Origin of the sequence: Saccharopolyspora cebuensis (assembly GCF_039542665.1) — a bacterium.
GTDB classification, from domain to species: domain Bacteria; phylum Actinomycetota; class Actinomycetes; order Mycobacteriales; family Pseudonocardiaceae; genus Saccharopolyspora; species Saccharopolyspora cebuensis.
In genome coordinates this window covers 233,785-247,994 of sequence record NZ_BAABII010000010.1, presented here as the reverse complement: position 1 = coordinate 247,994, position 14,210 = coordinate 233,785, and the positions used below count along the sequence as shown (strand labels likewise).

Genomic DNA, 14,210 nt, shown 5'->3' with positions numbered 1-14,210 from the left:
ATCCGGTTCGATTCCGACACGACGATCCCACCACCGCCAGACGTCCCGCCCGGACGACCCACGGGAAAGAGACGCAGTGGACATCACACTCGACATCAACGGCAGAACCGAACGACTCGACGTCGAACCCGGCGTGACGCTGCTGGACGCGTTGCGCGAACGGCTCGGCATCACCGGCCCGAAGAAGGGCTGCGACCGCGGCCAGTGCGGCGCCTGCACCGTGCACGTCGACGGTGCGCCGGTGCTCTCGTGCCTCACCCTGGCCGCCACCGTGCGCCGACCCGTGACCACGGTGGAGGGTCTCGCCGACGACGACGAACTGCACCCGGTGCAGCAGGCGTTCGTCGACCAGGACGCCTTGCAGTGCGGGTTCTGCACCCCCGGGCAGATCATGTCGGCGGTCGCCGCCGTCGACCAGGACGTCGACGACGTCCGGGAGTTCATGTCCGGCAACCTCTGCCGCTGCGCGGCCTACCCGAACATCGTCGCGGCGATCGACCAGGCGAAGGCGGGCTGATGCGACCCTTCGAACTCACCGCACCCGCGACCATCGACGAGGCGCTCGCCTCGTCCGGGGACTTCCTCGCCGGCGGGACCACCCTGGTCGACCTGATGAAGCTCGACGTGCTGCGGCCCCAGCAGGTCGTGGACATCAACGCGCTGCCGCTGCGCGGCATCGACACCAGCGACGGCCTGCGGATCGGCGCGCTGGAGCGGATGGGCGCCGTGGCCGAGCACCCCGGCGTGTACCCGGCGATCTCCCGCGCCCTGCTGCTGAGCGCGTCCCAGCAACTGCGCAACATGGCCAGCATCGGCGGGAACCTGATGCAGCGCACCCGGTGCACCTACTTCCGCGACGTGGCCTCGCCGTGCAACAAGCGGGAGCCCGGCACCGGCTGCTCGGCGATCTCCGGGCACAACCGGATGCACGCCGTCCTGGGCACCAGCGACGACTGCGTGGCGACCCACGCCAGCGACGTGGCCGTCGCCCTGGTGGCGCTCGACGCGGAGGTCCGGCTGGTCAGCGCCGCCGGGACCCGCACCGTCGCGCTGGCCGACTTCTACCGGCTGCCCGGCAGCACCCCCGAGGTGGAGACCGACCTCCGACCGGGCGAGATGATCACCGAAGTGCTGGTGCCGCACCGGGACTGGGCCTCGCACTCCACCTACGTCAAGGTCCGCGACCGGCAGTCCTACGAGTTCGCGCTGTGCTCGGCCGCGGTCGCCCTCGACGTCCGGGACGGCCGCATCGCCGACGCCCGGGTGGCGGTCGGCGGGGTGGCGACCACACCTTGGCGGCTGCCCGCGGTCGAGGAGGCCCTGCGCGGCGCTCCGCCGACCCCGGCGTCCTTCGAGGAAGCCGCGTCCGCAGCGGCCGACGGTGCCGAGCCGTTGTCCGGCAACGGCTTCAAGGTGTCCCTGCTGAAGCGGACCGTCGTCCGCGCACTGCTCGAACTGACCGAGGAGCGCCGTTGATGCCCAGCCGACTGGACAGCCCGCTGAAGGTCACCGGCCAGGCGAGGTACGGGCTGGACCACGACCTCCCGGGCATGACCTACGGGTACGTCGTGGTGAGCACGATCGCGCACGGCGAGATCGCGGCCATGGACGTCACCGCCGCGACGAGTTCCCCCGGTGTCATCGCCGTCTACACCCCGTTCGAGCCGCTCGACCTGCGCTCGCCGAGCACGCCGATGTTCGGCGAGACGTGGGTGCCGCTGCGGGACCGGGAGGTCGCCTACTACGGCCAGCCGATCGGGTTCGTGGTGGCGGAGACCTTCGAGCAGGCCCGGGACGCGGCGGGGCTCATCGAGGTCTCCTACCACGAGCGCCCGGCGCTGACCTCGCTGCGGGACGGCCTCGCCGAGGCCCCGGACGCACCGCCGAGCATGGGCGGTGAGCCGCCGTCGCTCGACGTCCTCGCGCCGGACGTCGAGTCCATCGAGGACGCGCTGGCGGCGAGCCCGGTGGTCGTCGACCGGACCTACACCACCGCGACCCAGAACCACGCCGCGATGGAGCCGCACTCCGCGGTAGCCGCGTGGGGCCCCGACGGCCTGGTGCTGCACAGCGGGAACCAGATGTCGGACATGCAGGCGGCGGAGGTGGCCGGCGCGCTGGGCCTCGACCCCGCGTCGGTGCACGCCGTCAACCCCTTCGTCGGCGGGGCGTTCGGCGGCAAGGGCCAGACCTCGGCACCGACGTTCCTGGCCGCCGCGGCGGCCAAGGCCCTCGGCCGACCGGTCAAGGCCGCCCTGACCCGGGAACAGGTCTTCACCGCGACGGCGAACCGCGCCGCCACGGTGCAGCGGATCTCCCTCGGCGCGGACCACGACGGCACCCTCATCGCGGTCCGGCACGACTCGTGGGCCGCCACCCCGGCGGGCGGCGGGTTCGTCGAACCGACCTCGCACGGCACCTCCCGCGAGTGGTACGCGACCCAGAACCTGTCGCTGCGCCAGAAGATGGTGCCGCTGAACCTCCCGCCGACCACGTTCATGCGCGCACCGGGCGAGGCACCAGGGTCCTTCGCGCTGGAGAGCGCCATCGACGAGCTGGCGGTGGAGCTGGGCGTGGACCCGATCGAGCTGCGCAGGCGCAACAGCTCGACGGCACCGCCCGGCAAGGACCTGCAGTGGTCGGCCAAGTACCTCGACGACTGCTTCCGCATCGGCGCGCAGCGGTTCGGCTGGGCGGAGCGCTCGCCGCACGGCCGCACCGACGGCGACTGGCTCGTCGGGATGGGCACGGCCACCGCGATGTTCCCCGCGCTGCGCTTCCCCGCCACGGTCGAGGTCACCTTGCGGGCCGACGACACGGCCGTGGTCTCGACCAGCGGAGCCGATCCGGGGACCGGTCTGCGCACCGTGCTCTCCCTGGTCGGGGCCGAATCGCTGGACATCGCGCCGGACCGGGTCACCCCGCGGCTGGGCGACTCGTCGTTGCCGTCGGGCGGCATGTCCGGCGGCTCGACCGCCACCGCGAGCGCGGGCACCGCCATCATGGTCGCCGCCACCAAGGTGATCGACGAGCTGCTCGGGTTGGCGTCGGCGGCGGGCGCGCCGTTCGACGGCGCGGACGTCACCTACGAGGACGGCCGCGTGCTGGCCGACGGCCGGACGATGAGCTTCGGCGAGCTGCTGCGGGCGCTGGGCCGCGAATCGCTGTCGACGACCGGCTCCTCGGCGCCCGGCGAGGAGCGGACCAAGCACTCGTTCAGCTCCTTCGGGGCGCAGTTCTGCGAGGTCCGCGTGCACCGGCTGACCCGCGAGGTCCGGGTGTCCCGGATGCTCGGCGTGTTCGACGCGGGCCGCATCATCAACCCGCAGCCGGCCCGCAGCCAGCTCATGGGCGGCATGATCTGGGGCATCTCGGCGGCCCTGCACGAGGGTCTGGAGGTGGAGGACAGCGGGCGGTTCGCCAACGGCGACTTCGCCGGCTACCTGCTCCCGGTCAACGCCGACGTCCCCGAGGTCGACGTCCAGTTCGTCGAGCACCCCGACACCCTGCACAACGACCTCGGCGCCAAGGGCATCGGCGAGATCGGCGCGGTCGGCATGGCGGCGGCGGTCGCCAACGCCATCCACAACGCCACCGGCACCCGAGTCCGCCACATCCCCATCACGATCGAGGACCTCCTCGACTGACGGGCCCCGTGCTCCCCACCGAGCCCCTTCGGCGGGGAGCACGGGAACCTCCGCTCGTGGATCTCGCGGGGCTCGGGTTCTCCCGGAAGCGGCGGAGCCGCTTGCCGGTGAGGCCAACTCGCACCGCCACGCGCACCGTTGGCGGAAGCGGTCGTCAGTCGCCGGAGAGCAGGCCGAGCCTGGTCGGGAGCCACAGGGACAGCTCGGGGAGGAAGACGACCAGCAGCAGCACCGCCGCCAGCGCCGCGAAGAACGGGACGAGTCGGCGGATCACCGGCTCGATCGGCTGCCCGCCGACGCGGGACGCGATGAACAGCACGTTGCCGACCGGTGGGGTGATGGTGCCGAGGCCCAGGTTGAACACGATCATGGTGCCGAAGTGGACCGGGTCGATGCCGAACTCCTCGGCGATCGGCAGGAAGATCGGCGTGAAGATGAGGATCGCCGGGGTGGGGTCCATGAACGTGCCCACCACCAGCAGGACGAGCATCATCAGGAGCAGCACGACCGCGGCGTTGTCGGTGATCCCCAGCAGGCCGCTGGAGAGCGCGTCCGGGATCCCGGTGAACGACATCACCCAGGACAGCGCCGCGGAGACCCCGACCAGGAGCATGACGATGGCGGTCGTGCGGGTGGCGCTGAGCAGGATTCCGGGCAGGGCGGACACCGTGAGGTTCCGGTAGGCGAAACCGAGGACGAGGCAGTACAGCACCGCGATCGCGGCTGATTCCGTGGGGGTGAACAACCCGCCCAGGATGCCGCCGATGACGACGATGATCAGCAGCAGCGACGGGACGGCCCGCCAGAGCACGAGCAGCGCTTGGCGGAAGTGCACGCGCTCGGTCCTCCGGAGCTCCGGCCGCTTCCGGGAGTGCAGGAAGACGACCACCATGCAGGCCAGCGCCCACAGCAGTCCCGGCCCGTACCCGGCGACGAACAGCGCGGCGACCGAGCTGCTGCTGACCAGCGAGTACACGATGAACGTGTTGCTGGGCGGGAGCAGCATCCCGGCCGGGGCCGAGGCCGCGTTGACCGCCGCGGAGAAGGCGGGGTCGTAGCCGTCCTCCTGCTGTCGCGGGCCCATGGTGCTGCCGACCGCCGCCGCCGAGGCCACCGCGGCGCCGCTGACCGAGCCGAACAGCGCGTTGGCCACCACGTTGGTCTGCGCCAGCGACCCCGGCATCCGGCCGACGAGCACCTTGGCCGCGTCGACCAGCCGCGCGGCGATGCCGCCGTTGTTCATCAGCACTCCGGCCAGCACGAAGAACGGGATGGCCAGCATGGTGAACGAGCTGGTCCCGGAGATGATCTGCTGGGAGGCCACGAGCACGGCGTGGTCGGCACCGAGCACCGCGATCGCCGCCGCGGTGCAGGACAGGCCGATCGCGACGGCGATGGGCACGCTGAGCAGGATCAGCCCGGAGATGCCGACGAGCAGGACGAGCCCTGCGAGCAATGCTGGATCCATCACCGCTCCTGGTTCGGTTCGGCCGGGCCCTCGCCGACGACCGGTGCTCCGGCTCGGCGCAGGACCAGGGCCAGGTGGTAGAGGGCGTAGAACGCGATGATCAGGCCGCTGATCGGCATGACCAGGTAGACGATCCCCAGGTGCGCGGGCAGCGCGGTGAGGCTCTGCCCCCAGGCCACGACCGCGAGGCGCGTGCCGCCCCACACCAGGGCCAGGACCGCGAACGCGAGGATGGCCGACTGGACCGCCGCGGCGGCCACCCGCTGGAACCGGTCGGCGAACCTGCGGACGACGACGTCGACGGCGATGTGCCCGCGTTCGGAGAACACGAGGGCGGCACCGAACATGCCGAGCCAGACGAACACGTGCTTTGCGAGCTCTTCGGACCAGCCGCTGGGCTCGTCGAGCACCTGCCGGGTGAACACCTGCCAGCTCACCGTGGCGATCAGGACCGCGAACAGCGCCACGCAGCCAGCGGCGAGAACCTTGTCCAGGACCTTCTTCGCACCGGGCATCCCGGCCCTCCGGAATCGTCGGATCATCGCGCTGCCGCCCGGGCCCGCTCGTAGAGCGTGCGCGCGCTCGCGCCTGCCTCGTCCAGCGCCCGTTCGGTCAGCGGTGCCAGGGCTTCGCGGAAGGCGGCGGCGTCGACCTCGTGGAACCGCACGCCCCGGCTCCTCAGCTCGGCGATGGCGTCCTCGGTCGCCCGCGCCCACAGCGCGGTGAACTCGCGCATCGTCGCGTTCCACTCCGCGTCGAAGACCGCCCGGTCCGCGGCCGGCATCCGGGCCAGGCGACCGGTGTTGGCGACCAGGTAGTCGAGCCCGATGAGGTGTTCGGTGCGGGAGAAGTGCGGAGCGACCTCGTAGTGCTTCTGCGTGACGTAGGAGACCTCGTTGTTCTCCGCGCCGTCGAGCACCCCGGATTGCAGCGCCGTGTAGACCTCGCCGTAGGACATCGGCGTGGCCGAGCCGCCCATCATGTCGAGCATGTCGGAGTGCACCTCGCTCTCCTGCACCCGGATCTTCTGGCCCGCCAGGTCGGCGGGGGCGGTGACCGGTCCGCGCGAGCTGTAGACGCTGCGGGCGCCCTGGGTGAACCCGCCGAGGACGGTGAGGTTCCGGTGCTCCAGCGAGGAGTACAGGTCACCGACGATGCCCGGATCGTTGATGACCTCCATCTGGTGCTCGATGGAGTCGAACACGTGGGGCAGGTTGAAGACGACGAAATCCCGGTCGAGGTTCTCCAGCTGGGTGCCGGAGACGATCGCGAGGTCGACGCTGCCGTCGCTGGTCAACTGGAGGGTTTCGAGCTGGCTGCCGAGGTTGGAGTTCGGGTGGACGTCGATGTTCCACCGACCGCCGGTGCGTTCGCCGAGCCGCTCGCCGAAGTTCTCCAGCGCGGTGAAGGACGGGTGGTCCTCGGACTGGTTGAGCGCCAGCCGCAACGTCGTCCCGCCACCGCTGTGCGCGGCGCCGGTGGCGCACCCGGTCAGCACCAGCACCAGTGCGCCGAGCGCCGCCGCGAGCCGGGACGGTCTTCCGATCATCTGCTTCCCCTCCTGCTCGTCGTCGAGCGGCGCGGTCGCCGGGGTCGGACGTCCCCGCATTCACCCAGGACGACGTCGGCGGCGGCAACGAGTTGCCAGCAGTTGCCAGCGGTGGGTTGCGAGGTCGTGATCCGCCGCGAACCGCACCCGGCCAGGTGCGGATCCGGGCGAGCGTTCTGCTCCGCCGTGCGAGCGGCGAACCGGATCAGCCGCGGAGGTCCGGCACCGGGCGCTCCCGCGAACTGCCGCCGGGTGCCCGGGATCAGCGGGCTGCGCCGAGTTCGCGCGCGCGATCCTCGACGGCCGCGACCAGTTCGTCGTCGGCGGCGAGCTCCTCGTCGAGGGCGGCCAGGGCGCGGCGAGGCGCGTCCGGTCCGTGCGCGAGCGCGGTGAGCTCCTCGGCGCGGGGATCGCGCACCTGGTGGGTGCGGAGGTGGAGCAGCCACCCGGCCAGCGCGGCGACCGCGCTGCCGGGCAGGCGTCCCCGGCGCCGTTCGGCCCGCAACACCGGCAGGATCCGGGCGGGCAGCTTCTGGGAACCGTCGGCGGCGATCTGCCGGAGGTGGTGCCGCAGGCCCCGGGAGGCGAAGCGCCGGCGCAGGCGGCGCCGGTACTCCAGCAGGTCGTCGGGGCCCAGGGTCGCGTGGCGCGCGGCCGCGTCCCACCAGGACTCCACCCATTCCGACAACCTCGGGTGCCGCACGGCCTCGTCGATGGTCCCGCAACCCAGCGCCGGGCCGGTGTAGGCCAGCAGCGAATGGGCGCCGTTGAGGAACCAGAGCTTGCGCTGCTCGTAGGCGTCGAGGTCGTCGACGAACCGCGCGCCGGCCCGCTCCCACGCCGGTCGGCCGAGGCGGAACTCCCCGGCGAGCAGCCATTCGCCGAACGGCTCGGTCACCACGGGCGCGCGGTCTTCCAACCCGAGGAGGCGGGCCGTCGTGGTGCGGTCCTGCTCGGTGGTGGCGGGGGTGATGCGGTCCACGACGGTGTCGACGAAGGACACCTGCTCGTCCAGCCACGCGCGGAACTCCGCGCCGCACCGCTGCGCGCGGGACCGCAGCGCCGAGCGCAGCGCGGCGCCGTTGCCGGGCAGGTTGTCGCAGGGCACGAGGGACAGGGGTGCGCGGCTGGTCTCGTAGCGCCGCCGCAGCCCGGCGAGCAACCGCCCGAGGGCGGTGCCCGCGAGATCATCGGGCGCGCGGTAGGCGGCCTCGGTGATGGTGAGCGTCACCAGCGCGACCTCGGGCGAGGCGAGATCGGCCAACCATCGCTCGGTGTCGTCGCCGCGATGGACCCGGCTGATCGAGTCGACGATCTCGACCCGCGGCGCGGTGTCGCCGCGGACCTGCACCGAGTACAGGCCCTCCTGCTCGGTCAGCAGGCCCGGGAGCTCGGTGTTGCGGAAGGTGTAGGCGGCGATGCCCCAGTCCGGATCGGCGGCGGTGTAGACGGCCTGGTGCGCGCGGTGGAACGCGCCGAGTCCGAGGTGGACGGCGCGCACCGGCGCGGCGGGGCGGGCGCGGGCGGAGGTCCGGTCCAGGCGTGCCATCACAGGCGGAAGGCGGTGCGCGGCTGGCGGTCGTTGAGGTCCCGGATCACCTGCGCGGCGTCGTCCTCGGCGAGCACGTGCTCGGCCACGAGCCCGGCCAGGTGCGCGGCGTCGACGCGGCGGGCGGTGTCGTGCCGGGCGGGGATCGAGCAGAACCCGCGGGTGTCGTCGATGAATCCCGCGCTGCGGTAGAACCCCGCCGTCTCGGTGACGGCGTCCCGGAACCGGTGCATGGCGCGCGGTGCGTCGAGGAACCACCACGGCGCACCCAGGTACACCGCCGGGTAGAACCCGGCCAGCGGGGCGAGCTCGCGGGAGAACGCGGTCTCGTCGAGGGTGAACAGCACCGTCCGGAAGCGCGGGTGGGTGCCGAAGCGTTCCAGCATCGGTTGCAGGGCCCGGGTGAACTCCGCCCGGACCGGGATGTCGTGGCCGGTGTCCGGTCCGAACCGGCGCCGGGTGTCCGGGTGGTGGTTGCGCCGGCTGCCGGTGTGCAGCGCCAGCACCATGCCGTCCTCGCTGGACATGCGCGCCATCTCGCCGAGGAGCTGCTGGGACAGCAGCACGGCCTCGTCCCCGGTGGCGCCGCCGGAGCGGACCCGGTCGAACAGGGCAGCCGCCTCCGCCGGGTCGAGGAAGGCCATCCGCGCGTCGGGGGCGCTGTGGTCGGTGGCCGTCGCACCGCGGGCCCGGAAGAACTCCCGGCGCGCCTCCAGGGCGCCGACCAGACCGGCGTAGTCGCCGGTGTCGATGCCGCTGGCCGCCGCGAGGTCGTCCAGGGCCCGCGCCCAGTCGGCCGCGGTGGCGTCGAGGTAGCGGTCGGGGCGGAAGGTGGGCACGACCCGACCGGACCAGCTCGGGTCCTCGGCCAGCGCGCGGTGGTGCCGCAGGTCGTCGGCGGGGTCGTCGGTGGTGGCCAGCACCGCGATGCCGAACGACTCGTACAGCGCGCGGGGGCGGAACTCCGGCTGCCGCAGCCGGGCGGTGAGCTCGTCGAACAGCTCGTCGGCGGTGTCCGCGGACGGCTGCACCGCCACCCCCAGCACCTCGTGCAGCTCCGCCTCCAGCCACTGCCGGGACGCGGTGCCCAGGAACAGGTGCCAGCGGGAGCAGAACGCCCGCCACACCTCGCGGGGCTCGGCGGGCTCCGCGCCGTCCTGGTCGCGCAGGCCGAGTTCGGGCAGGCCGACGCCGTCCGCGTGCAGCAGGCGCGTCACGTAGTGGTCCGGGGTCACCAGCAGCGACGCCGGGTCCGGGAACGGCCGGTCCTCGGCCAGCAGCCGGGGGTCGACGTGACCGTGCGGGCTGATCAGCGGCAGGTCGCGCACGCCCTCGTACAGGCGGCGCGCGATGGCGCGCCGCTCGGGCTCCGGGGGCAGGAGCCGGTCCGGGTGCGGGGCCAGGGGGACGCGGCCGTCGCCCGGCATCCCGCGCCGCGGGGCGGCGGAGCTGGTGGTCGTGCGCGCACCGTTCGACGATGCCGCCGAAGTCGAGTCCGTGCGGTGGTCCATGCGCCGCAGCGTGCTCGGTCGGGCGCCGGTGCGGCAACGAGTTGCCATCAGTTGTCGTGCGCGGGCGGCCCCGTGGAGCCGCGGGTCACCAGGTGCGCGTCGAACAGCATCGACGGCGGTCCCGCCTCGCGGTGCGTGAGCCGCGCGTGCAGCGCGTCCACCGCGCTCTTGCCCACCAGTTCGGTCGGTCCGGAGATCGTGGTCAGCGGTGGCCCGGTGAAGTCGGCACCGAAGATGTCGTCGCAGCCGACGAGGCTGAAGTGCTCGGGCACGACGACCCCGGCGGTCCGCAGCCGCTGCAACGCGCCGATGGCGATGAGGTCGTTGTAGGCGATCGCCGCGGTGCAGCGCCGGAGGATCAGCGCGTCGGCGGCTTCCTGGCCGCCCTGGCGGTTGGGCGCGTGGGGTCCGAGGAACTCGGCCTCCACGCCGAGCGCGGCGGCCTCGTCGTGGACCCCGCGCCAGCGGGCGCTGTTGATCCACGAGTTGCGGGGTCCCGCGAGGTAGGCGAGGTGGCGGTGCCCGAGGGCGACGAGGTGGCGCACGGCCTTGCGCATCCCGCCCGCGGTGTCCACGACCAGGCTCGGGAGCCCTCGGACGTCGCGGTTGACCATGACCAGCGCGCGGTGCTGGGCGAGCTGGTGGATGACCTCGTCGGACAGCCGCGAGGTCGCCAGGATCGCCCCGCTCGTGGTGGCCAGGAGCTGCCGCAGGTTGCTGACCTCGATCCGCGGTGACTCGTCGCTGTCGAGCAGCGCGAGCGCGTAGTCCTTCGCCAGCGCCTGCGCCTGCGCCGCCTTGATCAAGGGCGCGTAGTAGGGGTTGGCGATGTCGGTGACGACCAGCATCAACGTCCGCGCCCGGCCGGGAGCCTCGGCCCGCGCCACCGGTTTCGGGGTGTAGCCGATCTCGCGGGCCGCCGCGCGGACCTTCTCGCGGGTCGCCGGGTTGACCCGGCTGGGATGGGCGAAGGTGCGCGAGACCGTCGAGGCGGCGAGCCCGCAATGCCGGGCCACGTCGTAGATCGTCGGCCCGCTCCGGCCCATGTGGACTCCCGAGGAGGTGACAACAAGTGGCAACCGGGTTGGCACGCTACGGGCGGCCTCCTAGCGTGGGCAAGCACCCGCTGCCCAGGGATCACGCGTCTCGACCGGAGCACGCGCGGCGCCGACGGCTCCGGTCACCGACGCTGGACGGCACACCGGAGAGCGGCCCGCCGCCAACGCAGGACAAGGAGTGGTGCAGTGCTCATCGAACGCGCGGACGTCATCATCACCAGCCCCGGCCGGAACTTCGTCACGCTGAAGATCACCACGAGCGACGGCGTCGTGGGCCACGGCGACGCCACCCTCAACGGCCGCGAGCTGTCGGTCGCCAGCTACCTCGACGACCACGTCGCTCCCCTGCTCGTGGGCCGGGACGCCCACGCGATCGAGGACACCTGGCAGTACCTGTACCGCGGCGGGTACTGGCGGCGCGGGCCGGTGACGATGGCGGCGATCGCCGCGGTGGACACCGCCCTGTGGGACATCAAGGCCAAGGTCGCCGGACTGCCGCTGTACCAGCTGCTCGGCGGGCCCAGCAGGCGGCGGTGCCTGGTCTACGGCCACGCCAGCGGCAAGGACCTCCCCGAGCTGTTCGACTCCGTGCGGGAGCACCTGGAGGCGGGGTTCCGCGCGGTCCGCGTCCAGACCGGCGTGCCCGGCCTCGACTCGGTGTACGGGGTGGCCTCGAGCGCGGCGGCCTCGGTCGGCGAGCCGGGCCGCTACGACTACGAACCCGCGCGCCGGGCCGCGTCGCCGGCCGAGGAGTCCTGGGACACCCGCGCCTACCTCCGGCACGTGCCCTCGGTGTTCGAGGCGGTGCGCGGCGAGTTCGGCGAGGAGGTCGCGCTGCTGCACGACGCGCACCACCGGCTCACCCCGATCCAGGCGGCCAAGCTCGGCAAGTCGCTGGAGCCCTACGACCTGTTCTGGCTGGAGGACGTCACCCCGGCCGAGAACCAGGAGGCCCTGCGGTGGGTGCGCCACCACACCACCACTCCGCTGGCGATCGGCGAGGTGTTCAACACGATCTGGGACTACCAGCACCTGGTCCGGGAGCAGCTCATCGACTACGTCCGGTCACCGATCACCCACGCGGGCGGCATCACCGGCGTCCGCCGCATCCTGGACTACGCCGCCCTCTACCAGGTGAAGTCCGGGATGCACGGCCCCACCGACGTCTCCCCCGTCGGCCTGGCCGCGGCGGTGCACCTCGGGCTGGCCGTGCACAACTTCGGCATCCAGGAGTACATGGTCCACAGCGAGCGGACCCGGGAGGTGTTCGGCCCGACCCACGAGTTCGCCCAGGGCGGGCTGCGCCCGAGCGAGGAGCCGGGCCTGGGCATCCACTTCGACGAGGAGCTGGCGGCCGAGCACCCCTACGAGCCGGCCTACCTGCCGGTGAACCGCCTGCTGGACGGGTCCGTCCACGACTGGTGAGGCTGCGCGCCGGCGCGCGGGAGCCGTTTGAGAGGCTGCGCGGGTGAACGCGATCCGCCCGTGCCCGTGCGGCTTCGGCGAGCCGTTCGCCGACTGCTGCGCCCCGCTGCACGCCGGCGAACGCCGAGCGGCCACCGCCGAACAGCTCATGCGCTCGCGGTACTCGGCCTTCGCCGTCGGCGACCGCGCGTACCTGCTGGCGAGCTGGCACCCGTCGACCCGCCCGGCCGGGCTCGACCTCGATCCGGAGCAGCGCTGGGTCGGCCTCGACGTCCTCGACCGCACCGGGGGCGGACCGTTCGACGCCGAGGGGACCGTGCGGTTCCGGGCGCACTACCGGCTGCGCGGACGGGCCGGGTCGCTCACCGAGACCAGCCGCTTCCGGCGCGCGGGCACGAGCTGGTACTACGTCGACGGCGACCACGACTGACCCCTCCCCCGCCGCGGGCGCGACGCCCGACACCTGGTGCGGCCGACCCTGCTCGGCGCCCACCGGCACCGGTCGAAGGCCCCCGCCGGACGAGCGCCGCGCAGGTCGCCGCAGCGCGGCAGCCCCGGTGACCGGCCGGGCATTGACACGGCGGGCGGCGCATCGTTCACTGAGACCGCTTCGCGGAACCTCGTTTCCGCCAAGCGGAATCAGAGGAGGTGGTATGTCAGAAGGCGACGCCCCTGCGGCTGCGGCCCCCCACCGTCGTTGGTACCGGTCCTTGTTCGTGCAGGTGCTGATCGGCATCGCGCTCGGAGTCGTGGTCGGGCTGCTCTTCCCCGACTTCGGACAGCTGCTCTCGCCTTTGGGCGACGGCTTCATCAAATTGATCAAGATGCTGGTCGCGCCGCTGATCTTCCTGGTGATCGTCACCGGCATCGCCAAGGTCGGCAGCATGAAGTCGCTCGGTTCCATCGGGGTGAAGGCCCTCGCCTGGTTCACCGGCGCCACCCTGGCCGCCCTGGTGCTCGGCATGGTCATCGGCAACCTCGCCCGGCCCGGCGCCGGCCTGGACATCGACCCCTCCACCCTGGACGCCGGCGCGGTGGAGGCGACGACCGGCGGCGAGCAGCTGCCCGGCGGGGTCGAGTTCATCATGAACATCATCCCGACCAGCGTGTTCAGCGCCTTCGCCGAGAACAGCCTGCTGCAGGTGCTGCTGTTCGCGATCCTGTTCGGCGTCGGGCTCGCGGCCCTGGACAGCAGCGCCCCGCCGGTCCTGATGAACGTCATCGACCAGGCGCTGCACGTCATCTTCAAGGTCGTCGGCTACATCATGTACCTCGCGCCGCTCGGCGCCTTCGGTGCCATGGCGGCCACCGTCGGCAACTACGGGGCGAGCTCGCTGGCCTCCTTCGGGCTGCTCGTCCTCGCGGCGTACGGGGCGGCGATCGTGTTCGTCGTCGGCCTGGGCGTGGTGGTCCGGATCATCACGGGCGTCAGCCTGTGGAAGTTCGTCCGCTACTGCCGGGACGAGTTCATGCTCGCCCTGGGCACCGGCTCCTCCGAGGCCGTGATGCCGCGGATCATCAGCAAGCTGACCGGAGCGGGCTGCGACCGCGCCGTGGTCGGGCTGGTGGTGCCCACCGGGTACTCGTTCAACCTGGACGGCGCGGCCATCTACCTGTCGTTGGCGATGCTCTTCCTCTCCCAGGCGGTCGGGGTGGACCTGACCCTCGGCGAGCAGATCCTCGTCCTGGGCGTCCTGATGCTCAGCTCGAAGGGCATGGCCGGAGTCCCGGGTTCGGCCTTCGTCGCGCTCTCGGCGACGGCGGCCGCGGTCGGCGCGTTCCCGGTGGCCGCGGTGTCGTTGCTGCTGGGCGCCGACCGGTTGATGGACTCCATGCGCGTGTTCACCAACCTGCTCGGCAATTGCGCGGCCACCTTCGTCGTCGCCCGCTGGGAAGGGATGCTCGACCGCGACCGGATGCGGGCCGCCCTGAACGGCGAGACGCCCGCCGGGAGCACGCCCGATCACCAGGACGCCGACCGAGCCGACCGGTAGTCCCGCCGC

The 14,210-nt window shown here is 72.6% G+C and carries 11 protein-coding genes and 1 pseudogene; 6 read left to right on the top strand and 6 right to left on the bottom strand.

All coding sequences use genetic code 11. The features are described 5' to 3' along the window. Nucleotides 1–76: 76 nt before the first annotated feature. From ABD976_RS15610 to ABD976_RS15600, 3 genes and pseudogenes are all read left to right on the top strand, one after another. A pseudogene (locus ABD976_RS15610) lies at nt 77–527 on the top strand ((2Fe-2S)-binding protein); the annotation flags it as partial. Then, nucleotides 517–1,476 carry an FAD binding domain-containing protein gene (locus ABD976_RS15605; RefSeq protein ID WP_345364275.1) on the top strand — a complete coding sequence of 320 codons (960 nt, stop codon included), beginning with the start codon at nt 517–519 and terminating at the stop codon, nt 1,474–1,476. The pseudogene ABD976_RS15610 and the gene ABD976_RS15605, both read left to right, overlap by 11 nt. After that, complete coding sequence (locus tag ABD976_RS15600) at nt 1,476–3,647, top strand: xanthine dehydrogenase family protein molybdopterin-binding subunit (protein WP_345364273.1); 2,172 nt, start codon at nt 1,476–1,478, stop codon at nt 3,645–3,647. The genes ABD976_RS15605 and ABD976_RS15600 overlap by 1 nt, the downstream gene beginning before the upstream one ends. A gap of 154 nt (nt 3,648–3,801) precedes the next feature. On the opposite strand, the gene ABD976_RS15595 is transcribed toward ABD976_RS15600, so the two are convergent. The 6 genes from ABD976_RS15595 to ABD976_RS15570 form a co-directional block, all read right to left on the bottom strand. Beyond that, entirely contained in the window at nt 3,802–5,115 is a 1,314-nt protein-coding gene (locus ABD976_RS15595) for a TRAP transporter large permease (RefSeq protein WP_345363668.1), read from the bottom strand. Beyond that, entirely contained in the window at nt 5,115–5,630 is a 516-nt protein-coding gene (locus ABD976_RS15590; RefSeq protein ID WP_345363665.1) for a TRAP transporter small permease, read from the bottom strand. The genes ABD976_RS15595 and ABD976_RS15590 overlap by 1 nt, the downstream gene beginning before the upstream one ends. A 23-nt stretch (nt 5,631–5,653) precedes the next feature. Beyond that, nucleotides 5,654–6,724, bottom strand: a complete 1,071-nt coding sequence (locus ABD976_RS15585; protein WP_345363663.1) for a TRAP transporter substrate-binding protein — start codon at nt 6,722–6,724, stop codon at nt 5,654–5,656. A gap of 202 nt (nt 6,725–6,926) precedes the next feature. Further along, the gene (locus ABD976_RS15580) at nt 6,927–8,213 is read right to left on the bottom strand and encodes a mannitol dehydrogenase family protein (protein ID WP_345363661.1); all 1,287 of its coding nucleotides are present in this window, start codon (nt 8,211–8,213) and stop codon (nt 6,927–6,929) included. After that, entirely contained in the window at nt 8,213–9,724 is a 1,512-nt protein-coding gene (gene uxaC, locus ABD976_RS15575; RefSeq protein ID WP_345363659.1) for a glucuronate isomerase, read from the bottom strand. Before uxaC ends, ABD976_RS15580 begins: the two co-directional genes overlap by 1 nt. A 47-nt stretch (nt 9,725–9,771) precedes the next feature. Next, nucleotides 9,772–10,770: a LacI family DNA-binding transcriptional regulator gene (locus tag ABD976_RS15570; protein WP_345363657.1), complete on the bottom strand. Its 999-nt coding sequence runs from the start codon at nt 10,768–10,770 to the stop codon at nt 9,772–9,774. 198 nt (nt 10,771–10,968) lie between these two features. Here ABD976_RS15570 and manD point away from each other — a divergent pair, with 198 nt between their 5' ends. From manD to ABD976_RS15555, 3 genes are all read left to right on the top strand, one after another. After that, on the top strand, nt 10,969–12,207 hold the full coding sequence (gene manD, locus ABD976_RS15565) for a D-mannonate dehydratase ManD (RefSeq protein ID WP_345363655.1): 1,239 nt from the start codon (nt 10,969–10,971) through the stop codon (nt 12,205–12,207). 43 nt (nt 12,208–12,250) lie between these two features. Continuing rightward, complete coding sequence (locus tag ABD976_RS15560) at nt 12,251–12,637, top strand: YchJ family protein (protein WP_345363653.1); 387 nt, start codon at nt 12,251–12,253, stop codon at nt 12,635–12,637. 286 nt (nt 12,638–12,923) lie between these two features. After that, nucleotides 12,924–14,201, top strand: a complete 1,278-nt coding sequence (locus ABD976_RS15555; protein ID WP_345364271.1) for a cation:dicarboxylate symporter family transporter — start codon at nt 12,924–12,926, stop codon at nt 14,199–14,201. Nucleotides 14,202–14,210: the final 9 nt, after the last annotated feature.